Here is a 24,047-nt window from a genome sequence, read left to right as displayed (position 1 = left end):
GGATGGGCGGGCGGGCCGGACGCCGGGTCAGTGGACGCCCACGCCCTCGGGTGCGGACTCGGTCGCGAGCTCCTCGTGCTTGACGTCGAGGAAGATCCACACGATCGCCGAGGCGGCGATCATCATCAGCGAGCCCACGAAGAACGCCATCGTGGCGCCCTCGGTGAACGAGCCCAGCGAGGCGAGCTGGCCCAGCGCCGCCTCGTCGAGCTGGGGTGCGGCCGCGGCGATCGACGGAGCGATCTCGTCGGCCCGCGTCTGCGCGAAGTGCAGCGACACCGTGCTGAGCGTCGCCAGGCCGAGCGCGCCGCCCACCTGCTGCATCGTGTTGAGCACGCCGGAACCGATGCCGGTGTCCTGCGCGCGCAGGTGGTGCACCGCGACGAGGGTCAGGGGCACGAAGTTGAGCCCCATGCCGAAGGCCATCAGCACGACGAACGGCAGGATCTGCGTCCAGTAGTTGACGCCGTCGCCCAGCGCGACGCCCTGACCGCCCATCGACGCGGGGAGCGAGGCGAGGATCGATCCCGGGTCCTCGGGGACCGTGATGCGGCTGAACCCGTAGAGCGCGGCGGCCGAGAGTAGCGTGCCGACGCCGGAGAGGTAGCGCGGGTCGACGAAGGCGATCAGCCTGGAGGCGGCCGTCGCCGAGATGATCATGGCGATCGAGAACGGGAGGAAGGCCACGCCGGTCTGGAGCGGGGAGTAGCCCACGACCAGCTGGATGAACAGCGACAGGAAGAAGAACATCGCGAACATCGCGGCGGGGACGATCATCATGACCGCGAAGGCGGCCGCGCGGTTCTTGCTCCTGAAGATCCGGAACGGCATCAACGGGTGCTCGACGCGGCTCTCGATCAGCAGGAACACGCCGAGGAGCGCGAGGCCGAGCACGAGGCTGGCGATGGTCGTGGTGTCGTCGAAGCCGTAGCGTGAGTCGCCCGCACGGGAGAGGCCGTAGACGATGGCGAGCAGGGCACCCGTGCCGGTGATGGCGCCGGGGACGTCGAGCCAGCCGGTGTGGCGCTCGGACTCGTCGAAGAAGCGGGGTGCGAAGAACGCCGCACCCAGTCCGATCGGGACGACGATGAGGAACGTGTAGCGCCAGCCCTCGAGGCCGAGGATCGGGTCGAGCCCGGTGAGCCAGCCGCCGAGGAGGAGACCGACGGCCGCGCCGACGCCGGCCATCGCCGCGTAGATCGCGAAGGCACGGTTGCGCTCCTTGCCCGCGGGGAACGTGGTCGTGATCAGTGCGAGGGCGGCGGGGGAGGCGAGCGCCGCTCCCAGGCCCTGGAGGGCCCGGGCCGACAGCAGCATGAACTCGTCCTGGGCGAAGCCGCCGACGAGCGAGGCGACTGCGAAGACCAGCACGCCCACCATGAAGATCAGCCGGCGGCCGTAGAGGTCCGCCAAGCGGCCGCCCAGCAGCAGGAAGCCGCCGAAGGTCAGGGCGTAGCCCGTGACGATCCACTGCAGGTTGGCCTGGTCGATGTCGAGGTCGGCGCCGATGTAGGGGAGGGCGATGTTGGCGATGGTGCTGTCGAGCACCACCATCAGCTGCGCCAGCGAGATGAGCACGAGCGCCCAGCGCAGGCGCTTGTGCTGCTCGGGGGTCACTTCGTCGGCGACCAGGGTGCTGTCGGTCATGGAACGTCCTTCGTGGAGGGTGGTGCGCGTCAAGTGGATCAGAGGGGTCCGACAGTGGGTCGGACGTGATGGTCAGTCGGTGCGGGACGTGGGTCCGTTGAGCGCCGCGGGGAGGATGACCTCGTCGAGCACCCGTCCGACGAGCTCGGGGGTGACGGGCTCACCGAGCAGGAAGGCGCGGTGCAGCACGATGCCGGCGAGTGAGGGGCCGAGGATCGTGAGGTCGGCGTCCGGGTGGACTTCTCCTCGTGCGCGGGCCCGCTCGTAGATGGCCCGGGACGTCGCGATCTTGGGCCTGATGAAGTCGCGGCGGTAGACCTCGGCGAACTCCGGGTCGCGCCCCATCGCCGTGACGACGGCGGCGAGGACGGACTGGGCCTGGGTGTCGTTGAGGCCGCCCTGCCCGCAGTAGGCGGCGAGCAGGTCACCGCGCAGGGTGCCGGTGTCGGGGGCCGAGGACGTGGTGGCGTGGTGGTGGGTGACCGCGGCGACGACGAGCTCGGGCTTTCCCTTCCAGCGACGGTAGAGCGTGGCCTTGGACGCCTTCGCCCGGGTGGCGACGGCGTCCATCGTGAGCAGGTCGTAGCCGACGTCCGCGAGCACCTCGAGGGTCGCCTCCAGGATCTCCAGCTCGCGCTCTCCCGCCACACGGGGGCGGGTGCCGGTCTCGGTCGGGGTCACGCATGCTCCTCGGTCGTCCTGGGTGGAACGGGTGTGATGAAACGGAACGGTTTCGTTTCAACAACGTCAGGGTAGGCAGATCCATTCCGATGGAACAAAGGCGTTTCATCCGGTCCAGACCACTGCGTCGCGCCAGGTGTCCGAGGTGACCGGCAGACTGTGCGCATGAGCACGTCCGAGCAGCCCGACCCCGAGCTCGCCGAGGTCACCGAGGTCACCGCGGCGTCGGTGGCGTCCGCCCCGCCCGAGGCGCGCGAGCGCCACCAGGACCTGAGCGAGCAGGTGGACGACGCCCGCTGGCGCTACTACGTCCTCGACGACCCGACGCTGTCCGACGCCGAGTTCGACGTGCGGCTGCGCGAGCTCGAGTCCCTGGAGGAGGAGTTCCCCGAGCTGCGCACCCCCGACTCGCCCACCCAGAAGGTCGGGGGAGCGGTCTCCACCGAGTTCACGGCGGTCGACCACCTCCAGCGGATGGAGAGCCTCGACAACGCCTTCTCCTTCGAGGAGCTCGCCGCGTGGCACGCCCGCATCCTGCGCGAGGGCATCGAGTCGCCCGCGCTGCTGTGCGAGCTCAAGGTCGACGGCCTCGCCATCAACCTCCTCTACGAGCAAGGCCGCCTCGTGCGTGCGCTCACCCGCGGCGACGGGCGCACCGGCGAGGACGTGACGCCCAACGTGCGGACCGTCGCCTCCGTGCCGCACCGGTTGACCGCGACCGACGAGCACCCGGTGCCCGCTCTGCTGGAGGTCCGTGGCGAGGTGTTCCTGCCCACCGACGCCTTCGAGCGGCTCAACGCCTCCATGGTCGAGGCGGGCAAGCCGATGTTCGCCAACCCTCGCAACGCCGCCGCCGGCTCCCTGCGCCAGAAGGACCCTCGGGTCACCGCGACCCGCGACCTCGGCATGGTCTGCCACGGCATCGGTGCGCGCGAGGGCTTCGAGCCGACCTCGCAGAGCACGGCGTACGACGCCCTGCGGGCCTGGGGCCTGCCCACCTCCGAGCAGGTCAGGGTGGTCGCCACGCTCGCGGAGGTCGAGGAGTTCATCACCCACGTCGGCGAGCACCGCCACACCATCGTCGGCCACGAGATCGACGGGCTCGTCGTCAAGGTCGACGACGTTGCGCTGCAGCGTCGGCTCGGCTCCACGAGCCGGGCGCCGCGGTGGGCGATCGCCTTCAAGTATCCCCCCGAGGAGGTCAACACGCTCCTCAGGTCGATCGAGGTCAACGTCGGCCGCACCGGGCGCGTCACCCCCTACGGCGTCATGGAGCCCACGAAGGTCGCCGGCTCCACGGTCGAGAACGCCACCCTCCACAACGCCCACGAGGTCAAGCGCAAGGACGTGCGCCCCGGCGACACCGTCATCCTGCGCAAGGCCGGCGACGTGATCCCCGAGATCCTCGGCCCGGTGCTGGCGCTGCGACCGAAGGGCCTGAGGCCCTGGCGGATGCCGACGAGGTGCCCCGCGTGCCGCACGCCGCTGGCGCAGCAGAAGGAGGGCGACAAGGACCTCCGCTGCCCCAACCACGAGAAGTGCCCGGCCCAGGTGCGCGAGCGGGTCTTCCACGTCGCCGGCCGGGGTGCCTTCGACATCGAGGGTCTGGGCTACGAGGCGGCGGTCGCGCTGCTCGACGCCGGCGTGATCACCAACGAGGGCGACCTGTTCGACCTCGACGAGGCAGCCCTGCTGAGGGCGCCGTTGTTCACCCGGGCGCCGAAGAAGGGGGAGGAGGGGCCGCAGCTGTCGGCCAACGGCGCGCGCCTGCTGGCCAACCTCCGCGAGCGCAGGGCGGCCGTGCCGCTGTGGCGGGTGCTGGTGGCGCTCTCGATCCGCCACGTCGGGCCGACCGCAGCGCGGGCGCTGGCCACCGAGTTCGGGTCGATGACCGCGATCCGCGAGGCCTCCGAGGAGGCGCTGGCGGCCACCGACGGCGTCGGGCCGACGATCGCGGCATCGGTGCGCGAGTGGTTCCACGGCGCGAGCGTCGGCGACGCCGAGTCCGAGGAGGTCGGCGACAACGCCGAGTGGCACAACGCGATCGTCGACGCCTGGGCCGCCGCGGGCGTGTCGATGGCCGACGAGCGCGACGAGTCCGTCCCCCGCACGCTCGAGGGCCTCACGATCGTGGCCACCGGTTCCCTGCAGCACTACACGCGCGACTCGGTGAAGGAGGCGATCATCAGCCGGGGCGGCAAGGCATCGGGGTCGGTGTCGAAGAAGACCGACTACGTCGTGGTCGGCGACAACGCCGGGTCGAAGGCCGACAAGGCCGAGCAGCTCGGCGTGCCGGTGCTCGACGAGGACCAGTTCGTGGTGCTGCTGGAGAAGGGACCCGACGCGCTGGAGGTTTGAGAAGGGCCGGGGGCGGTCATCAACCCAGGAACGAAACCATTCCTGGGAGTCTGCATGCGCCTCATCCGTCACCTCGTGCCCGCCGTCGTCGCGGCAGCCGGTCTCGCGGCACCGCTCGCCGTCGCGCCCACCGCGCACGCCGCCCCGAGCTGTGCCGGCCTGCGGGCCACCATCGTGGGCAACGACAAGGCCAACACCATCACCGGCACGCCGCAGCGCGACGTGGTGGTCGCGCGCGGCGGCAACGACACCGTCCGCGGACTCGGTGGGAACGACGTGATCTGCGGCGGCGACGGTGCCGACACGATCCTCGGCGGTGAGGGCAACGACCGCCTCCACGGCGAGACCGACCTGGTGCGGCTCGACCAGTTCGGCCGGGTCGTCAAGAAGGGCGACACCATCTCCGGCGGCGCAGGCGACGACACGATCGACCTCGGCCACGACCCGCGGCCCGCCAGCGAGGGCACCGCCGTGCTGCTCGACGGCGTGACCTACGTCAACGCGATCGCCCCGGTGGTGGTCGACTTCCGCGCCGCCGCGACAGTCCCGATCGCCGCCGACGGCAACGACACCGTCACCGGGTTCGACGGCGGCATCCGGCTTGTCGGGTCACCCCTCGGCGACACGGTCAAGGGAACCAACTCCGCCGACGTCATCACTGCGCGCGGCGGCGACGACACGATCTTCGGTCGGGGCGGTGACGACACGGTCGTCGCCGACACCACTGGCGCCCTCGGCAACGACCGGCTCTACGGCGACGCGGGTGACGACACGCTGACCGGCGCCTCCGGGATCGACACGTTCGTCGGGGGCAGCGGCAGCGACACGCTGTCCACGACGTCGGAGAGCCACCAGGTGTGGCGGGGCGGGAGCGGCAGCGACACCATGATCTTCCCGATCCCGGGCGAGTCCGGCTTCGTCGCGAAGGGCTACGGCGGGCAGGACAAGCTGCGGCTGCTGCCGCACTCCAACCCGGCCCTCAAGCCGACCCTGCGCATCGACCAGCTGAAGAAGACGACCATCCGCGGCCTCCAGCCCTTCACCCTGGAGGGCAAGGTCACCGGCTTCAGCGACGTGGTCCTGCCCCCGCGGGCGTCGTCGATCTTCAAGGGCAGCAACGACTCCGAGATCGTCACCGCCCACCCCGACTACCGCGTCATGCTCTACGGCCGCGGCGGGGCCGACGTCCTCACCGGCTCCGACGAGCCCGACCGGCTCGACGGTGGTCGCGGGTTCGACATCGCTCGCGGTCGGGGCGGCAACGACACCTGCAAGGCGGCCGAGAAGCGCTCCAGCTGCTGAGCCTCCCGCGCAGCGCGTCTTCTTCCCCGCAGCGCCGGACGGGGGCACGATTCCTCCATGGCGCGCACCAGCAGGCTGCTCGTGCTCGCAGTGGCCTGGGCGGTGCCGGTCTGCTGGACCGTCCTCGCGCTGCTGGCCGGCCCGTCCGACGGCACCAGCCTCTCCTCGAGGCTCCTGCCGTCGGCCGGCGCGAGCTGGGGCGAGACCGTGCGGGTCGCGACCACCTACGGCGAGACCCCGCTGCGGCCCGGTGACGTGGTGCAGGCCGTCGACGGGCGCTCGCCGGCCGACTGGGTCAGCGACGGCGTACGACGTCAGGTGGGCGACGTGGTCCGCTACGAGGTGCGCCGCACCGGGTCCGGCCTCGACCTGATCCAGCAGGTCGACGTCACGCTGGCCCGCTACCCGCTCGGGGCCGCCACGCGGAGCGCCCCGCACGTAGTGCTCCTGCCCGCCCTGCTGCTCGCGCTGGGCTCCCTCGTCTTCTGGGCGCGACCGGGGGCAGCTCCCGCCCGGGCGTTCCTCGCGGCCGCTGCCCTGCTGCCGGCCGCCATCACGTCCACCCCGCTCGGTCTCGGCGTCATCGACCTCACCGGCGCCCGTGGCGCCTGGCCCCAGCTCGTCGGGGAGGCCATGGCCGCTCTCGGGCTGGTGGCGCTCCTGCTCTCGGTCGCGCTCCTGACCCGAGCCGCTGCCCGCGACCGGTGGGCGACGCTCGCGCTCGTCACCGTCCCCCTGCTCGGGTACGCCGCCTGGGTGGCGGTGCGTCTCGGGAGCGCCGGGTCGCCCCTGGCGCGGCTGTCGGTGTGGGCGACCGTCTGGGCGCCCGCCCTCTGGGCCACCGCCCCGGCCCTCCTCGTGGTCGCGACCATGGCGTACCTCAGGGCTCGAGAGCGCACCGACGTGCTCGCCACCCGGCTCGCGCTCCTCGGCATCGCTGCCGGCGCCACGGCCTGGTTCGTCCTCGGCCCAGCGCCGGCCCTGCTCACCGGCGCCCCGTTGCTGCGCCAGGACGTGCTCGTCCTGCTCGGCGGGGCGCTCGGGCTGGCCGGCATCGCGGCTGCCACCGGGCGCTACCACCTCGCCGAGATCGAGCCGCGGGTCCGGCGCGGGCTCGTCCAGGCGCTCGTGCTGGTCGTCGTCGCCGCCGCCTTCGTCGCCATGGTGCGGGCCGTGGACGCCGCGGCGGACATCTCGGTCGGCTCGATGCTCGCCGGTGGTCTGCTGGCGCTGCTGCTGCTGCCGGCGGCCGTCGCGGTGCAGCGGACGGTGCGCCGCGTGGTCTACGGCGACCGGGAGTTCCCGCACCGCGTGGTCTCGGACCTGCGCAGGCTCGACGCGCTGACCGCTCCGGAGGACGCGTTGCGGGAGGCGCTCGAGCTGCTCGCGCGCCGCCTCCACCTGTCCTTCGCGGCCGTCGACGTGCTGGCCACCCCGACCTCCGGGCCGGTGGCCGCCTCCGTCGGTGCTCCGACGGGGACGCCCGCGACCGTCGACCTGTCCGTCGGCGGCACCACCGTGGGCCGTCTCCGGCTGGAGGTGGATGCCGGCCACGACCCCTTCGGACCCGGTGACCGCCGGCTGCTGGAGGACGTCGGCACGCAGGTGGGTGCCCTGGTCCAGGCCGTCACCGCCAACCGCGAGCTCCAGGTGTCCCGGCAGCGGCTGGTCGCAGCGAGGGAGGAGGAGCGACGCAGGCTCCGGCGCGACCTGCACGACGGCCTGGGGCCGTCGCTCGCGTCGCTCGCGATGCGCCTCGAGGCGGCCACCGACCTCATCGAGGACGACCCCGGGCAGGCAGCCGACCTGGTCGCGCGGCTCTCCGACCAGGCCCGCGAGGGCATCGGCGAGGTACGCCGGCTCGTGGAGGGCCTGCGCCCGCCGGCGCTCGACCAGCTCGGCCTCGTCTCGGCGTTGCGCCACCGGGCTGCCGAGCACGGCGCCGGGGCGGGCACGGTGCCGTGGACCGTCGAGGCCGAGGACGACATCGAGCCGCTCACCGCGGCGGTGGAGGTCGCGGCCTACCGCATCGTCGTCGAGGCGGTGACCAACGCGCAGCGCCACAGCGGCGCCGACCGGTGCGTCGTACGCCTGTCCCGCGACGCCGGCGACCTGCGCATCGAGGTGTCCGACACGGGGTCGGGGCTGGCAGCGGACCGCCGTCCGGGTGTAGGCCTGTCCTCGATGCGGGAGCGGGCCGAGGAGCTCGGAGGGACGTTCGAGGTCGACGACCGCCCCGGTGGCGGCACCGTGGTCCGGGTGGGTCTGCCGCTCGACCAGGGATGAGGAGTCCGAGCACGAGTCAGGAGGAGCCCGATGGACGGCTACCGGGTGTTGATCGCCGACGACCACGAGGAGTTCCGGCGCGGGCTGGAGGCCCTGCTCGCCGCGACGCCGGACGTGGAAGTGGTGGGCACGGCCTCCGACGGCGCCATGGCGATCGCCCTGGCCCTCGACCTCCAGCCCGACGTGGTGTTGATGGACCTGCACATGCCGCGGGTCAACGGCATCGACGCGACCGCGCAGATCGTCGGCTCGTCGCCCCACATCGGGGTGCTCGTGCTGACGATGATGGAGGACGAGGAGTCCGTGTTCGCGGCCGTGCGCGCCGGGGCACGTGGCTACCTCCTCAAGGGCGCGCGGCGCGGTGAGATCACCCGGGCGGTCCAGGCCGTCGGCGCCGGCGAGGTGATCTTCGGGCCGGGCATCGCCGACCGGGTGATGGCCTACTTCGCGGGTGCCCGCAGCCGACCGGCCGCCGACGCGTTCCCCGACCTCACCGAGCGTGAGCGGGTCGTGCTGGGGCTCATCGCGGAGGGCAAGGAGAACGGGGAGATCGCCCGGCAGCTGGGCCTGTCGATCAAGACCGTGCGCAACCACGCCAGCAACATCTTCACCAAGCTGCAGGTGGCCCACCGGGCGCAGGCGATCGTCAAGGCCCGCGAGGCGGGACTGGGCTGAGCGGCGACGCTGGGCTGAGTCGTGCCGGGGAGGGTCAGCCGGTGTCGTCGCGGCAGCCGCCCTGGAGCCGCGCGTCGTCGCGGGCGTCGTCACCCACGGCTCGGGCCTGGGCCAGGTCGGGGTAGACGACGGACGCGCCGTCCTCGGTGCCGAAGGTGCCCGTGATGATGCAGCCCGTCGTGCGCCCCGGGTCGACCAACGTCAGGGCCTGGACGAGGCGGTAGACCTCCGCGGGCGACATGTCGGTCTCGAGGCCGCCGAGCGCGGACAGCGCCACCCCCTCCAAGAAGCCCTCCTCGTCCTCGGCGCTCCGGAGCCGCTCCAGCGTCCCGAGGAGCAGCCGCTGGTGGTTGGCCACCCGCTCGAAGTCGCTGCCGCCCGGGAGCGTCTCGCGGGTGCGCGCGTAGGACAGCGACTGGTCGGCGTCGAAGGTGTTGCGCCCTCGCTCCACCCGGACGTCGCCGTCCTCGGTGGTGAAGGCCTGGGGCGAGTCCACGCGGACGTCGCCGACGGCGCCCATCATCGTCAGGAACCCCTCGAACCCGGTCACCAGGACCACGTCGGGCTCGATCCCGAGCAGGTCGTCGACCTCGCGCGCGATCCCCTCGGGGCCGTCGTCGCGCAGGGCCGTGTTGAGCCGGGCCCGACCGTCGTCCAGCTCGACGTAGAGATCGCGGGGGAGGCCGACCGCGACGGCGCGGCCGGTGTCGAGGTTCACCCCGACGAGCTGGATCGCGTCCGTCAGGCCCACCATCACGTCCTCGCCGGCGGCGGCCTCGGAGCCGAGGGCGAGGACCCAGACGACCCCGTCGCCGGCGTCGACCGCCTTGGCCGTGCCGATGGTCGTCAAGCTGATGGTCGTGGGGTGCACGGCGCCGGCCGGCACGACGAGCGCGATGCCGGCCAGGAGCGCCAGCCGTGCGGCCGTGCGCCGCAGCCACCTCATGACCCGGCCTCCGACTCCGTCTCGGCGGATGACTCGTCACCGTCGTCGAACGTGACGTCGTAGCCGAAGATCGACCAGCTGTCGTCGTCACCGGCCTCGAGCATGAACCGTCCGTCGAGCGCCAGCGGCCGCGTCGAGCCGTCCTCCATGGTCGCCTCGAAGGTGAAGTGCACCGCGGCGGTCCCGCCGTGCACCTCGCCGGCCTCGTCGAGGAACGACAGCCGGGCGTCGAGCTCGGTGGCGCGCACCGCGGTCGCGTCGCGCACGGTGGCCGCGGTGAGCAGGTCGATGTCCCGGGTCGCCTTGCGCGCGGCCACGCTGGTGAAGGACTCGAAGGCCCGGACGAAGTCCTGGCGGGGGAACTCCCCGAGGAACCCCTCGACCACGTAGTCGGAGAGGACGTCACCGACGGCGCCCTCGACCTCGGCGCGGGCGGCCTCGTCGAGGCTCTCGGCCCCGGTGACCGTCTGCACGCGGAGCGCGGCGGACTCGGCGCTGGGGGTCTCCTCGTCGTCGGGCGGGCTGCCCGTCGAGCAGCCGGAGACGAGCAGCGCCACCCCGACCGCGACGCCGGTGCGTGCGGTCCGCCCGACGTGGCGTCGAGTGTGGCCCATGTCGATCATCATGGCCGACGCAGCCTGCGCTGTCTCAGCTCGCCGGGACCGTGTTGACGGGGGAGAGGTCGAACCGCGCCACGTTGTCGTGGGCCGGGTGCCGTGTGCCGACCGGGCCGCGGGCGAACTCGGTGACCAGGGTCCCGGTGACCGTGCGGGTGAACTCCAGCGTCCGGGCGCCGAGCGGGCGCTCGCACCGGTCGACCATCGCGCAGCCCCAGCGCAGCGTGCCGGCCGCGAAGACCCCGGCACCCGACCCGGCCGTGTAGTAGACCGACTGCGTCGTGGTCGTGACGCCCCGGCACGAGTACGGCGAGTGGCTGAGCACCTGCAGCGGTCGCGGCAGCCGCCCGTCGGGGTAGACCCGGTCGGCCTCCGGGCCGACGAGGCCGTGGACACGGGTGCCGCGGCGTACGCCCGTCCCGCGGAAGCCCCACCAGCCCGGGGTGGCGATGACGTAGTCGGTGTCGACCGGGTAGCACTCGTACTGCATGCCCAGCAGGTCGTGCTCGGGGCGGGGCACCGGCGGCTCGCGGAACAGCGCGGTGGCGTCGACCGAGCCCTGCGCGTAGAGCGGGTCGAGGTGGGCCGAGTGGCGGTAGCCGACGACGACGCGGGCGGGGCCCTCGGCGCCCGGCTCCAGCCGGATCCGCCAGTACATGGTGTTCGCCCCGAGGAAGGCCAGGTTGGTCCCGGCGTCGCAGGCGCCCATGACGACGTCACGCATGGTGTTGGTCCAGTACTCGTCGTGACCCGTCGAGACGTAGCCGCGGGCGCCGGCCAGCGCGCCCGGCGTGGTGTGGAGGTCGACGTTGGTGAAGTAGGACAGCGGCACGCCGGTCCGCTCCGCGCGCACGACGACCGGGATCGCGGCGGTGCGGTAGTCGTTGGCCCCGGTCGCCCCGTTGTAGGGCCGGTCGAAGCTCACCGCGTGGCTGGGCGCGTCGCCGTTCGCGCCGGCGTACAGGCTGTAGCCGCCCCACTCGTTGTAGGCCTGCCACGTGGTGACGGGAGCGACGAGCGCGACGGTGCCCCGCGCCGACTCCGAGCTGACGACGTAGGGGACCTGCGTCTCCCACCCGGTGTCGGTGCGCAGCCGGAAGACGTAGAAGCCGGGCGTCCAGGTGGAGGTGTCGACGGTCAGGTCGCGCTCCCACGGGGCCACCAGGGTGCGCCGCTCGTACGACGACCACCGGGGCGCCGGCTGCCGGCGGCCGCGACGGAACCCGGACTCCCACACGAAGGCCCCGGTGCCGCCCTCGTAGGACCCGATCCGGAACGCCGCCGCCTCCCAGCCGCCCTCGGTCGTCGACACCTTCAACCCCACCTGCGTGCCCGGCACGCCGCTCGCGTGCGTGGTGTAGGCCGCGACCTCGCCCCGGGACGACGGCCGGCTCACCCGCCAGTCCTCCGTGCCGCGGGGCTCGGGCGTGGGCTCCGGCTCCGGCGGCTCGGTCGCCTCCGCGTCCGCCTGCGCCCGTGGCGGGCCGATCGCGACCCCCGGGTCGGCGCCGCCGTCCCGACCGGTCCGCGCGTCGGGTGCGCACCCGGTCGCCAGCACCATGAGCGCCATCAGGACTGTCATCGGCCGTGCCAGGATCGTCATGCTGTCGACGCTCGTCGGGAGGCACATCCCGGCACATGGGGCGGCGATCCCGGACGGTCGGGACGTTGCGGACCACGTCCCGACCGGGGGCGGGCGCTGCCGAGGCGGGGACCTAGGATCAACCCCATGCCCGAGATCTCCAGGGACGAGGTGGCCCACCTGGCCATGCTCGCCCGCATCGACCTCTCCGACGCCGAGCTCGACCACCTGGCGCCCCAGCTGAGCGTCATCCTGGAGTCGGTGGCCTCCATCAACGGGGTCGCAGGCGACGACGTGCCGCCCACCTCGCACGCCCTGCCGCTGACCAACGTCTTCCGCGAGGACGTCGTGGTGCCGGGCCTGACGGCCGAGGAGGCGCTGTCCGGCGCACCCGCCGTGGAGGACCAGCGCTTCTCCGTCCCGCGGATCCTGGGCGAGGAGGCCTGATGAGCGAGATCACCCGCAGCACGGCTGCCACGCTCGCCGAGGGGCTCGCAGCCGGCGACCACACGTCGGTCCAGCTCACCGAGGCCCACCTCGACCGCATCGACGCCGTCGACGGCGCGGTCCACGCGTTCCTCCAGGTCGACCGCGACGGAGCGCTCGCCGACGCCGCGGAGTCCGACGCCCGGCGCGCCCGCGGCGAGGCACGCGGGCCGCTCGACGGCGTACCGATCGCGGTCAAGGACGTCCTCGCCACGAAGGGACTCGCGACGACCTGCGGCTCGAAGATCCTCGAGGGGTGGATCCCGCCCTACGACGCGACCGTGGTGTCACGGCTGCGTGAGGCCGGGCTGCCGATCCTCGGCAAGACCAACATGGACGAGTTCGCGATGGGCTCCTCCACCGAGCACTCGGCCTACGGCCCGACCCGCAACCCGTGGGACCTCGACCGGATCCCCGGCGGGTCCGGTGGCGGCTCGGCAGCCGCGGTCGCGGCCTTCGAGGCTCCGCTGGCCATCGGCACCGACACCGGCGGCTCCATCCGCCAGCCCGGCGCCGTGACCGGCACGGTCGGCGTGAAGCCGACCTACGGCGGCGTCTCGCGCTACGGCCTGGTGGCGCTCGCCAACAGCCTCGACCAGGCCGGCCCGGTCACCCGCACGGTGCTCGACGCGGCGATGCTGCACGATGTCATCGGCGGGCACGACCCGCGTGACTCCACCTCCATCCAGCAGGAGTGGCCGTCCTTCACCGAGGCGGCGCGGGCCGGCTCGGTCGGCGACATGAGCGGCGTCAAGGTCGGTGTCATCACCGAGCTCGCCGGCGAGGGCTGGCAGGCCGGCGTCATGGCGCGCTTCCAGGAGTCGGTCGACCTGCTGGTCCGGGCGGGGGCTGAGGTCGTCGAGGTGTCGTGCCCGTCGTTCGTGCACGCCCTCGCCACGTACTACCTCATCCTCCCCGCCGAGGCGTCGAGCAACCTCGCGAAGTTCGACGCGATGCGCTACGGCCTGCGGGTGACGCCGGACGGCGACCCGAGCGCCGAGGAGGTCATGCGGGCCACCCGCGACGCGGGCTTCGGCGACGAGGTCAAGCGCCGCATCATCCTCGGCACCTACGCCCTGTCGAGCGGCTACTACGACGCCTACTACGGCCAGGCCCAGAAGATCCGCACGCTCATCAGCCGCGACTTCGACGCCGCCTTCGCCGGTGTCGACGTGCTCGTGTCGCCGACGGCACCCACCACAGCGTTCAGGCTGGGGGAGAAGCTCGACGACCCGATGGCGATGTACCTCAACGACCTCGCCACCATCCCCGCCAACCTCGCCGGCGTGCCCGGGATCTCGGTCCCCAACGGCCTCGCCGACGAGGACGGCCTGCCCAGCGGCTTCCAGGTGCTCGCCCCCGCGCTCGCCGACGACCGCGTCTACCGCGTCGGAGCCGCGCTCGAGGCCCTCCACGCCGACCAGTGGGGCGGACCGCTGCTCGACCGCGCCCCCGGACTGGAGACCAAGTGATGACTTCCCTGATGCCTTTCGACGACGTGCTCGCGGCCTACGACCCGGCCCTCGGCCTCGAGGTCCACGTCGAGCTCAACACGGCCTCGAAGATGTTCTGCGGCTGCCCGGCCGTCTTCGGTGGCGAGCCCAACGCCGGCGTGTGCCCGACCTGCCTCGGCCTGCCCGGCGCGATGCCGGTCGTCAACGGCAAGGCCGTGGAGTCGGCCATCCGCATCGGCCTCGCCCTCAACTGCGACATCGCCGAGTGGTGCCGGTTCGCCCGGAAGAACTACTTCTACCCGGACATGCCGAAGAACTTCCAGACGTCGCAGTACGACGAGCCGATCGCCTTCGACGGCTACATGGACGTCGACGTCGATGGGGAGACCTACCGTGTGGAGATCGAGCGTGCCCACATGGAGGAGGACACCGGCAAGTCGCTGCACGTCGGCGGTGCCACCGGTCGCATCCACGGCGCCGACCACTCCCTGGTCGACTACAACCGCGCCGGGATCCCGCTCATCGAGATCGTCACGCGGCCCATCCTCGGCGCCGGCGAGCGGGCGCCCGAGGTCGCCAAGGCCTACGTTGCGCAGCTGCGCGAGCTGATCGTCGCGCTCGGCGTCTCCGAGGCGCGGATGGACCAGGGCAACCTGCGCGCCGACGTCAACCTGTCGCTGTCGCCCAAGGGCAGCGGCACCCTGGACAGTCCGAAGCTGGGCACCCGCACCGAGACCAAGAACGTCAACTCGTTCCGCTCCGTCGAGCGGGCCGTGCGCTTCGAGATGCAGCGGCACGCCGCGATCCTGAGCGGCGGCGGCTCGATCCTGCAGGAGACGCGCCACTGGCACGAGGACACGGGGATCACCACGAGCGGGCGGGTGAAGTCCGACGCGGAGGACTACCGCTACTTCCCCGAGCCGGACCTGGTGCCGGTCGCGCCGAGCCGCGAGTGGGTCGAGGAGCTGCGCGGCACGCTGCCAGAGAACCCGACCGTACGCCGCGCGCGGCTGCAGGCCGAGTGGGGCTTCAGCGACCTCGAGATGCGCGACACCATCGGTGCCGGCGCGCTCGGCCTGGTCATCGAGACGATCGCCGAGGGCGCCGCCCCGCAGGCCGCCCGCAAGTGGTGGCTCGGTGAGCTCGCCCGGCGCAGCAACGAGGACGGGGTCGACCTCGTCGACCTGCCGATCACGCCCGCCCAGGTCGCCCGCATCCAGGCGCTGGTCGACGAGAAGGTCGTCAACGACAAGCTGGCCCGCCAGGTCTTCGAGGGCGTCCTCGCCGGTGAGGGGACCCCCGACGAGGTCGTGGAGAAGCGCGGCCTCGCGGTCGTCTCCGACGACGGTGCGCTCGGTGCCGCGGTCGACAAGGCCATCGCCGCCAACCCCGACGTGGCCGACAAGATCCGCGACGGGAAGGTCGCCGCCGCCGGTGCCTTGATCGGTGCCGTGATGAAGGAGATGCGGGGCCAGGCCGACGCCGGACGGGTCCGGGAGCTGATCCTGGAGAAGCTCTCCTGACCCCTACTTTGGTCGGAAGATGCGGCCGGGGCACGGTCTAGACAACTTGTTAGTGTGCTGGGGAGTCCCATTGGTCACATCGCCAACCAAGACGCTCGCAGCATCGGGGGAAGTGGTCGGCCGCGGCATGCGGTCGTGACGTCCCCGGCGAGCGGAAAGGAAGTCATGCACCATCGCATTCGACCCATCCGATCAGCAGCGGTCGTCCTGTCGACCGTCGCCCTGGGCGCCGGAGTGCTCGCCGCTCCGCCGGCCACGGCCGACCCGTCGTCGGCCCTCCGGGCTGCCAAGGCAGGCGTGAAGACCGACAGCACGCCGTCGAACATCGCCGCCGACTGGATCACCGACGAGCTCACCAACGGGCTCATGGTCGGCTCCGGCGGCCCGGACTTCGGTCTCACCCTCGACACCGGTCTCGGCCTGGCGAGCGTGCCGGGACACGAGGCCGGCGTCGCCGCGATCAACGCCGCCTTCGAGCCGCGCGTGAACGAGTACGTCGGCGACGGGACGAAGGAGTCCTACGCCGGACCGCTCGGCAAGGCGGCCGCGTTCGCCCGTGCGGCCGGGGAGAACCCGATCGACTACAACGGGACCAACCTGATCACGCGCCTCGAGGAGCGCACGGCCAACGTGCCGGCCGACCCGGCCGCGGAGCCGCAGGCCGCGGCGTTCGCGGGGCGGATCTTCGACAAGTCGGAGTTCGGCAACTACGCCAACGTCGTCGGGCAGTCCTACGCCGTGCGTGCCCTGGCGCGCGCCGGGTCCACGGAGGCGGTCGCCGCCCGCGACTTCCTGCTCAAGCAGCAGTGCGCCTCGGGCTACTTCCGGCTCAACTTCGCCAAGGCCAACGTGCCCAACCAGTCGTGCACCGAGGGTGAGGCCGGCAGCGAGCTGGACCCGGACGCGACCGCGCTCGCGATGATCAACCTGATCGAGTCGCACGACAGCTCCCCGGCGGTCAAGGCCGCCCTCGACAAGGCCAGCGCCTGGCTGGTCGACCGGCAGCGCAACAGCGGTGCCATCCGCAGCTCCGGCGCCAACGCGCAGATCAACACCAACACCACCGCCCTCGGTGGTTACGCCCTCGGCCTGATGCGCCAGTCCGACGCCGCGCAGAAGGCGGCGCTCTGGGTCCGCAAGAACCAGCCGGTCGACAAGTACAAGTGCCGCACGGCACTGACCAAGGACACCGGTGCCGTCGCCTTCCGCAAGGACCGGTCCAAGGCAGCCAAGGCCACCGGCATCCCTGCCGAGGGTCGCGACGAGTGGCGCCGCGCCACGGCCCAGGCGATCCTCGGCCTGCAGTTCGCCCCGGCGAGCAAGGACAGGTTCCGCATCGAGTCCGTGCGCAAGCAGGCCCGTGCCGGCGAGCGCGTCCAGTTCCGCGTCTACGGGCTGGCGCCCGGCGAGAGCGCCTGCATGCAGGTCAAGGGTGACTTCCGCCGCGTCAAGGGCAAGACGAAGGGCACCAAGATCGTGCGCAAGCTCCGCCTGCCGACCGGCAACCAGCGTCGTGTGGGTCTCGTGAAGACCTCGGACGACGAGGCGCGTACCTGGATCCGGGTCCGCAACTGACCCACTGCTCCATCCGATCCACAGCCCCACCGCTGCGGCCCGGCGTCCACGGATCATCTCGTGGCGCCGGGCCGCAGTGCGTCCCGGGTGGATCTGGGCGTAGGCTGCGCAAGCCGCACCCGACCGGGTCGGCACCACACACGCCCGAGCTGGGGAAAGCCGGTCCGAAACCGGCGCTGACCCGCAACCGTGGGCACGGGAGTGATCCCGTGCGAGCCGGAACACCTGCCTCGACGCGTCTTGATCACCATCGCTGTCGAGGAATGCAGCGGGGGCGGGCCGGTGCATGCCGCCTCCCTCGCTGTCGCAGCGAGGGAAGGAACCATGAAGTTCTCCACGTCGAGGACCGCCCTGTCGGGCCTCGCCCTCTCGGTCGCCGCCACCGCGCTGGCGCAACCGCTGCTCGCCCCCGCCGCCCATGCCGCGACGGACGCCCCGCCCACGAGCGCCGCACGCACCGGCACGGGGTGGCTCGCCACCCAGCTCACCAACGGTGTCATCCACAACGACACGTATGACTTCGACGACCTCGGCATGACGATGGACATCGGCCTGAGCATGGACGAAGTGGGTGGCGACCAGGCCATGGTCCGCCAGATCCGCTCGTCGCTCTCGAGCCGCGTGCAGGAGTACGCCGCGCCGTCGGCCGCCGAGCGCTACTCCGGCTCCCTGGCCAAGTCGCTGGTCTTCGCCCAGGTCTCCGGCGCCGACCCGCGGACCTACGGCGGGCTCGACCTGGTCGCGGAGACGGAGGCGCGGGTGACCGAGGGCGGTCCCAGCGCGGGCCGTCTCCAGGACCTCTCCGCCTACGGCGACTACGCCAACACCTTCGGCCAGGCGCTCGCCGTGCGCGGCCTGTCCGTGGCCGGATCCGCCAAGGCCGCCCCGGCGACCGACTTCCTGCTCCAGCAGCAGTGCTCCTCGGGCTACTTCCGCGTCTTCTTCTCCACCGACGCGTCCGCGGCCGACCAGTCGTGCGTCGAGGGCACCGACCCGACCGACACCGACACGACGGCGTACGTCGTCAACCAGCTCGCGGCCACCTCGCCCCGCTCGGCTGCCGTGGACGCCGCGATCGCGCGGGCTGTCTCCTGGCTCGGCGCGACCCAGAGGGCCGACGGCTCGTTCGTCGGCAGCCCCTTCACCCCGGACCCCAACACCAACAGCACCGGGCTCGCGGCCAGCGCGCTCGCCGCTGCCGGGACGTGCGAGCAGGCCGGCCGCGCCGCCGAGTGGCTCGCCTCCCTGCAGGTCGGCCCGCAGCCCTCGACCTCGCCGCTCGCCGGCGAGGAGGGCGCCATCGCCTACGACCGGGCCGCGATGGACGCTGCCGCCGCCAACGGCATCGGAGCAGGTCGCGACCAGTGGTGGCGCGCGACCGTCCAGGCCGTCGCCGGCCTCACCCACGCCCGTGGCTCGGCGAAGGCGCTCGCCGTCACCTCCACCGGCAGCGAGCCCGGTGGCACGGCGAGGCTGTCCGCGACCGGCGGCACCGCGGGCGACCGCTTCTGCCTCACCGGTCCCGGCATCGCCGGCAGCCGTACGGTCGTCGTCGGCGCCGACCGCGTCCTCGACGCCACCGTCACCCTGCCTGCGGCCGCCGGCCCGGCGACGTACACGCTCACCGGCCGCGACGGTGCGACCACCCACACCGTCGCCGTCCGCTCGTCGGCGCAGCCGAACCAGCCGGCCCAGGTCGACGCCGCACGCGGCTCGGTCGCGGGCGTCCGCCTCGTCGGACCCGCCGGCTTCCGCAAGGCCGGCAGCAAGATCGCCCTCGAGGTGCTCGGCGCTGCTCCCGGTGCCCGCTTCGCGCTTCGTGGCCCCGGTGTCGCCGACGCCACCATCGTGGCTGCGTCGGACGGCGTCCTGACCCGCACCGTCACGCTGCCGCAGGCGACGACGACCGCTGCCTACGTGCTGCTCGGCTCGGACGGCCAGGTCGGCGACGAGACCCGGGTGCTGGGGAAGCGGAAGTTGAAGGTGTCCACGCTCAAGAGCGACGGTCCCCGCACCCGCGTGCTGGTCCGCCGCCTCGTCGCCCGGGAGAAGGTGCGCCTGGTCGTCGCCGGCCGGACGCTCGCCAAGGGCCGCGCCAACGCCAAGGGCCGCTTCCTCGCCCGCGTCGCGTTGCCGGACGGGCGCGCCAAGGTCCGCGTCCGTGCCGTGGGGCAGTTCCCCGCGCTGCGCTCCGGCTCGACGAGGGTGACGCTGCGATGACGACGTACGCCGTGCGCCGTGTGCTCACCGCCCTGCTGCTGGTGGCCGCCCCGGGGTTCGTCCTCGGGTCGGCCCAGGCGGCCGGCGCCGCCACGTGCGCGTCCTCGGGCGGCGTCAGCGTCGTCGTCGACTACCGCGAGCTCGGCGGCGGCGCGGTCACCGCCTGCGCCGCTGACGGGGGCGGCAAGAGCGCCGCGGCGATCTTCGCCTCCGTCGGGGTCGACATCTCCTACGCGACCCGGCAGCCCGGGTTCGTGTGCCGCGTCAACGGCGTCCCGGCGAGCGACCCTTGCGTCAACACGTCCCCGGCCAATGCCTACTGGGGCCTGTGGTGGGCCGACGGGTCGAAGGCATCATGGACCTACGCGTCCTACGGCGTCGGCTCGCTCACCGTGCCGGCCGGTGGCTCGGTGGCCTGGTCCTGGCAGCAGGACCGCACGGCCTCGACGAGCGTCCCGCCCGGCGTCGCCCCGCCGGTGACGAAGTCGACGCCCACCTCGTCGCCCTCGCCGACGGCGACCTCGTCCCCGTCGCAGACCTCCTCGCCGACCGCCTCGCCGACCGCCTCGCCCAGCTCGGGTGGCAGCGGGTCCGGCAGCGGGTCGGGCGGCGGTTCCGGGAGTGGGTCCGGCAGTGGGGGCTCCCAGCCCAGCAGCCCGTCCTCCCCGTCGGCGGGCAGCGGGAGCGGCTCGGGCGGCTCGGGGTCCAGCCCGTCGTCCAGCCCTTCGTCGGCGTCCTCGCCGTCGGAATCGGCGTCCGCCGACCCGTCGGAGGAGCCCGTTGCCGGTGAGTCTCCTGGAGACTCACGCCGCTCAGCGGGCGCCGGCGAGGCCGGCGACAAGGGCGACGCCGGGTCGGGCAAGGGGTCCGGGAAGGGGCCCGGGAAGGGCTCCGACGACGGCGAGTCTCCCAGCGACTCACCGTCCACTGCCGGCGACGACCCCTCCGGAACCGCCTCTGAGTCGCCCGCAGGCTCAGCGTCGAACGTGTCCTCCGAGGCGGTCGACCCGCAGGCCGACGACCCCGCCCGGGTGCCGGCCGCTGTCACTTGGGGCGTGCTCGGGCTGCTCCTGGTCGCGATCGCGGTCAGCGCGGTCGTGGCGCGTCGTCGACGGGGGGTCTGACGCGTCGTGATCGGACCGGCGGCCCTGCCGCGTGACCTGCACCCGATCGCCTGGTGGTCCTGGGCGATCGGGCTGGCCACCGCGGCGTCGTTCACCACCAACCCGCTGCTTCTGGCCCTCATCATGGGGTCGGCGACGGTGGTGGTGATGGCACGTCGGTCCGGTCATCCCTTCGGCCGGTCGTTCCGGCTCTACGCCATGCTGGCCGCGTTCACGGTGGTCGTCCGGGTGGTCTTCCGGATCATCTTCGGCGGCCAGGAGGTCGGCAACGTGCTCCTCGACCTGCCCGAGATCCCGCTGCCCGACTGGGCGGCCGGCATCCGGCTGCTCGGCCCGGTGACCAGCGAGGCACTGCTGGCCGGGTTGTACGACGGGCTGCGGCTCGCAGCGATCATCCTGTGCGTGGGCGCCGCGAACTCGCTCGCCAACCCCAAGCGCCTGCTCGCCTCCGTGCCGCCGGCGCTCTACGAGATCGGCGCCGCCCTCGTCGTGGCGGTGACGATCTTCCCGCAGCTCGCCGACAGCGCCCGTCGGGTCCGTGCCGCCCAGGCGCTGCGCGGCGGCGCGACGTCGGGCGTCGGGCGCCTGCGCCGCTTCCTCGTGCCGGTGCTCGAGGACGCGCTCGAACGGTCGCTGGCGCTCGCCGCCGGGATGGACACCCGCGGCTACGGCCGCTCCGGCGGCGCGACCGTCCGGGAGCGGTGGGTGACGGGTTCCCTGCTGCTCCTCGCCCTCACCGGCATCTGCGTCGGGACCTATGCCTGGCTCGACCCGACGGCCCCGCAGGTCCTGGCGCTGCCCATGCTCGGCGTCGGCGTCTCGGTGGCCGTCGTCGGGCTCGCCAGCGCCGGACGTCGGGTGCAGCGCACCCGCTACCGCCCCGACGCGTGGCGCGGTGCCGAGTTCTTCACCGTCGGCGTCGGCGTCGTGGTCGCGGGCCTCGGCTGGTACGTCGGCCGTACCCAGGTCGTCGTCGCCTACCCGGGTGTCGACATCGTCCCCTACCTCTCGCCCCTTGCGCTCGCGGTGGGCGTGCTGGGCGCACTCCCCGCCGTCGCGACCCCGGTGCCCGCCAGTGCACCCGTCCGCCAGGAGGTGGTCGCATGAGCGGGCACGGCGTGATCGAGCTGCGCGACATCGCCTTCCGCTACGACCAGCACGAGGTGCTGGCCGACGTCGACCTCACCCTCGACGAGGGGGAGCTCGTGCTCGTCTCCGGTCGCACGGGAGTCGGCAAGTCCACGCTCCTCGGCATCGTCACCGGGCTGGTGCCGCGCTTCACCGGCGGTGTGCTCACGGGCGACGTGCTGCTCGACGGGCGGAGCATCGTCGACCAGCCGCCGCGGGAGCGCGCCCACCTGGTGGGCTACGTCGGACAGGACCCGCTGGCCGGCTTCGTCGCCGACACGGTCGAGGAGGAGCTCGCCTACGGCATGGAGCAGCTCGGCACCGCACCCGAGACCATGCGGCGCAGGGTCGAGGAGACCCTCGACCTGCTCGGCATCGCCGAGCTGCGGTCGCGCGACCTGCGCACCCTCTCCGGCGGGCAGCAGCAGCGGGTCGCGATCGGCGCGGTCCTCACCACCCACCCCCGCGTGCTGGTTCTCGACGAGCCCACCTCGGCCCTCGACCCAACGGCCGCCGAGGACGTGCTCGCGACGATCACCCGCCTGGTCCACGACCTCGGACTGACGGTGCTCCTCGCCGAGCACCGGCTCGAGCGGGTGGTCCCGTTCGCGGACCGGATCTGCCTCGTCACCGGCGACGGCGGCATCCGGGTGGGTGACCCGCACACGGTCCTCGTCGACTCGCCGGTCGCTCCGCCGCTCGTCGAGCTCGGTCGCCTCGCCGGGTGGGAACCACTGCCGCTGACCGTGCGCGACGCCCGGCGCCGGGCTCGTTCGCTGCCGGAGATCGTCCCGTCCGAGCCGACGCCGAGCCCCGCTGCTGAGCCGCTGCTCGCAGCGCGGGGGGTGACGGTGGTGCACGGCGCCCACGTCGCCGTGCGCGACGTCGACGTCACCCTGTCCTCGGGACGCGTCACCGTGCTCATGGGCCGCAACGGCTCGGGCAAGTCCAGCCTGATCTGGGCGCTGCAGGGCTCCGGCAAGCGTCGCTCCGGGACGGTCCACGTCGCGGGCGACGACCCGGCCGACCTTGCCCCCGCCCAGCGACGTACGCACGTGGGGTTGGTGCCGCAGACCGCCGCCGACCTGCTCTACCTCGAGACCGTCGTGGAGGAGTGCACCGCCGCCGACGTCGGCTCGGGGGCCGACCCCGGCACCTGCCGCGGCCTCCTCGACCGGCTCGTCCCTGGCATCGACGAGACGACCCACCCGCGCGACCTGTCCGAGGGGCAGCGGCTCGCCCTGGCGTTGTCGATCGTCCTCACCGCCCGCCCGCCGGTCGTGCTCCTCGACGAGCCGACCCGCGGGCTCGACTACGCCGGCAAGGCGGAGCTGGCGCGCATCGTCGCCGACCTCGCCGCCGACGACCACGCCGTGCTGCTCGCCACGCACGACGTCGAGTTCGCCGCCCACGTCGCCGACGAGGTCGTGGTGATGGCCGAGGGCGAGGTCGTGTCCAGCGGTACGCCGCGACGGGTCCTGGCCGAGTCGCCTTCCTTCGCCCCGCAGGTCACCAAGGTCCTCGGACCGCCCTGGCTGGTCGTCGACGAGGTCGCCGTGGCGCTGCGCGCCCGGGTCGGGGAGGAGCACCGATGAGCATCCAGGAGCGAGTGCTCGAGCGCACGCGGACCCGGGCCGAGCTGCCGGTGGCCCTGCCGATCGGCCCGCGGACGGCGGCCGTGCTGGTCCTGGCGTCCATCGCCGGCCTGATGATGCTGTGCTGGCCACTGCTGCTGGCGGCGCGACCCGGCGAGCGGGTCGAGCCGCCGTTCCTCTTCCTCGCGCTGCTGCCGCTCGTGATGGTGGTCGTGCTCGCGGAGATGGGCGAGGGCGGCATGGACTCGCGCGTCCTGGCCGTGCTGGGCGTGTTGTCGGCCATCAACGCGGTGATGCGCGGGCTCGGGGCCGGGACGGCCGGCATCGAGATGGTGTTCTTCCTGCTTGTGCTGGGCGGACGCGTCTTCGGTGCCGGGTTCGGCTTCGCGCTGGGCTGTACGTCGTTGTTCGCCTCGGCGCTGCTCACCGCGGGCGTCGGACCGTGGCTGCCGTTCCAGATGATCTGTGCGGCGTGGGTCGGCATGGGGGCGGGCCTGCTGCCGCGGCGGGTCGGTGGCCGCGCCGAGATCACGATGCTCGTCGTCTACGCGGTGGTCGCGTCCTACCTCTACGGCCTGCTGATGAACCTCAGCTTCTGGCCCTTCGCGCTCGGCATCGCCGTGCCGGGTCACGAGGGCTCGCTGGCCTACGTCGCCGGGGCGCCGGTGCTCGAGAACGCCCACCGCTTCCTCATCTACACGCTCCTGACCTCGACGGGCGGCTGGGACACCGGGCGTGCGATCACCACCGGCATCGCGATCGTGGTGCTCGGGCCGGCGATCCTCACCACGCTGCGCCGGGCGGCCCGCCGCGCCGTCGTACGTCCCGGCTGACCGACCCCGGTCGCC

General features: G+C 73.0%; 18 protein-coding genes and 1 riboswitch. Of the genes, 13 read left to right on the top strand and 5 right to left on the bottom strand.

The genetic code is table 11. From position 1 onward, the window contains the following. Positions 1-27: 27 nt before the first annotated feature. Both Q1B24_RS06060 and Q1B24_RS06055 read right to left on the bottom strand, forming a co-directional pair. Positions 28-1,647, bottom strand: coding sequence for an MFS transporter (locus Q1B24_RS06060; RefSeq protein WP_299924747.1), 1,620 nt, complete (start codon positions 1,645-1,647; stop codon positions 28-30). Positions 1,648-1,719: 72 nt separating this feature from the next. Beyond that, a complete protein-coding gene (locus Q1B24_RS06055; RefSeq protein ID WP_299924744.1) occupies positions 1,720-2,328 on the bottom strand; it encodes a TetR/AcrR family transcriptional regulator in 609 nt (202 codons plus the stop codon). Between the two features lie 165 nt (positions 2,329-2,493). Here Q1B24_RS06055 and ligA point away from each other — a divergent pair, with 165 nt between their 5' ends. The 4 genes from ligA to Q1B24_RS06035 are packed head-to-tail and all read left to right on the top strand — an operon-like array spanning position 2,494 to position 8,949. Continuing rightward, positions 2,494-4,686: an NAD-dependent DNA ligase LigA gene (gene ligA / locus Q1B24_RS06050; RefSeq protein ID WP_299924741.1), complete on the top strand. Its 2,193-nt coding sequence runs from the start codon at positions 2,494-2,496 to the stop codon at positions 4,684-4,686. A gap of 54 nt (positions 4,687-4,740) precedes the next feature. Continuing rightward, positions 4,741-5,988 (top strand): calcium-binding protein, encoded by a 1,248-nt coding sequence (locus Q1B24_RS06045; protein ID WP_299924738.1) that lies wholly within the window; start codon positions 4,741-4,743, stop codon positions 5,986-5,988. Between the two features lie 57 nt (positions 5,989-6,045). Next, positions 6,046-8,274 (top strand): sensor histidine kinase, encoded by a 2,229-nt coding sequence (locus Q1B24_RS06040; RefSeq protein ID WP_299924736.1) that lies wholly within the window; start codon positions 6,046-6,048, stop codon positions 8,272-8,274. Positions 8,275-8,304: 30 nt separating this feature from the next. Then, a complete protein-coding gene (locus tag Q1B24_RS06035; RefSeq protein ID WP_299924733.1) occupies positions 8,305-8,949 on the top strand; it encodes a response regulator transcription factor in 645 nt (214 codons plus the stop codon). A 34-nt stretch (positions 8,950-8,983) separates the two neighbouring features. Here the strand turns inward: Q1B24_RS06035 and Q1B24_RS06030 are convergent, their stop codons facing one another. Genes Q1B24_RS06030 through Q1B24_RS06020 form a run of 3 tightly spaced genes read right to left on the bottom strand, consistent with a single transcriptional unit; the run spans position 8,984 to position 12,115 of the window. Continuing rightward, complete coding sequence (locus tag Q1B24_RS06030; RefSeq protein ID WP_299924730.1) at positions 8,984-9,895, bottom strand: LCP family protein; 912 nt, start codon at positions 9,893-9,895, stop codon at positions 8,984-8,986. Beyond that, complete coding sequence (locus Q1B24_RS06025) at positions 9,892-10,509, bottom strand: hypothetical protein (protein ID WP_299924727.1); 618 nt, start codon at positions 10,507-10,509, stop codon at positions 9,892-9,894. The genes Q1B24_RS06030 and Q1B24_RS06025 overlap by 4 nt, the downstream gene beginning before the upstream one ends. Positions 10,510-10,543: 34 nt before the next feature. Continuing rightward, complete coding sequence (locus Q1B24_RS06020; protein ID WP_299924724.1) at positions 10,544-12,115, bottom strand: N,N-dimethylformamidase beta subunit family domain-containing protein; 1,572 nt, start codon at positions 12,113-12,115, stop codon at positions 10,544-10,546. A 126-nt stretch (positions 12,116-12,241) separates the two neighbouring features. Between Q1B24_RS06020 and gatC the strand changes: the two genes are divergently transcribed. From gatC to Q1B24_RS05975, 9 genes are all read left to right on the top strand, one after another. Then, on the top strand, positions 12,242-12,541 hold the full coding sequence (gene gatC, locus Q1B24_RS06015) for an Asp-tRNA(Asn)/Glu-tRNA(Gln) amidotransferase subunit GatC (RefSeq protein ID WP_268112728.1): 300 nt from the start codon (positions 12,242-12,244) through the stop codon (positions 12,539-12,541). Next, positions 12,541-14,052, top strand: a complete 1,512-nt coding sequence (gatA, locus tag Q1B24_RS06010) for an Asp-tRNA(Asn)/Glu-tRNA(Gln) amidotransferase subunit GatA (protein ID WP_299924716.1) — start codon at positions 12,541-12,543, stop codon at positions 14,050-14,052. Before gatC ends, gatA begins: the two co-directional genes overlap by 1 nt. Beyond that, positions 14,052-15,557: an Asp-tRNA(Asn)/Glu-tRNA(Gln) amidotransferase subunit GatB gene (gene gatB, locus Q1B24_RS06005; RefSeq protein WP_299924713.1), complete on the top strand. Its 1,506-nt coding sequence runs from the start codon at positions 14,052-14,054 to the stop codon at positions 15,555-15,557. Before gatA ends, gatB begins: the two co-directional genes overlap by 1 nt. Positions 15,558-15,722: 165 nt before the next feature. Then, positions 15,723-17,132: a prenyltransferase/squalene oxidase repeat-containing protein gene (locus Q1B24_RS06000; protein ID WP_299924710.1), complete on the top strand. Its 1,410-nt coding sequence runs from the start codon at positions 15,723-15,725 to the stop codon at positions 17,130-17,132. 108 nt (positions 17,133-17,240) lie between these two features. Then, positions 17,241-17,380, top strand: a riboswitch (cobalamin riboswitch). 76 nt (positions 17,381-17,456) lie between these two features. Next, a complete protein-coding gene (locus Q1B24_RS05995; protein WP_299924707.1) occupies positions 17,457-19,352 on the top strand; it encodes a hypothetical protein in 1,896 nt (631 codons plus the stop codon). After that, positions 19,349-20,476 (top strand): hypothetical protein, encoded by a 1,128-nt coding sequence (locus Q1B24_RS05990; RefSeq protein WP_299924704.1) that lies wholly within the window; start codon positions 19,349-19,351, stop codon positions 20,474-20,476. Before Q1B24_RS05995 ends, Q1B24_RS05990 begins: the two co-directional genes overlap by 4 nt. 6 nt (positions 20,477-20,482) lie before the next feature. Next, complete coding sequence (locus tag Q1B24_RS05985) at positions 20,483-21,583, top strand: energy-coupling factor transporter transmembrane component T (RefSeq protein WP_299924701.1); 1,101 nt, start codon at positions 20,483-20,485, stop codon at positions 21,581-21,583. Next, positions 21,580-23,199 carry an ABC transporter ATP-binding protein gene (locus tag Q1B24_RS05980; protein ID WP_299924698.1) on the top strand — a complete coding sequence of 540 codons (1,620 nt, stop codon included), beginning with the start codon at positions 21,580-21,582 and terminating at the stop codon, positions 23,197-23,199. Before Q1B24_RS05985 ends, Q1B24_RS05980 begins: the two co-directional genes overlap by 4 nt. Next, complete coding sequence (locus Q1B24_RS05975; protein ID WP_299924696.1) at positions 23,196-24,032, top strand: ECF transporter S component; 837 nt, start codon at positions 23,196-23,198, stop codon at positions 24,030-24,032. The genes Q1B24_RS05980 and Q1B24_RS05975 overlap by 4 nt, the downstream gene beginning before the upstream one ends. Positions 24,033-24,047: the final 15 nt, after the last annotated feature.

It is taken from the genome of uncultured Nocardioides sp., assembly GCF_947488025.1.
Taxonomy (GTDB): Bacteria; Actinomycetota; Actinomycetes; order Propionibacteriales; family Nocardioidaceae; genus Nocardioides.
The sequence above is the reverse complement of the archived record's forward strand: the minus strand, read 5'-3'. Positions and strand labels throughout refer to the sequence as shown.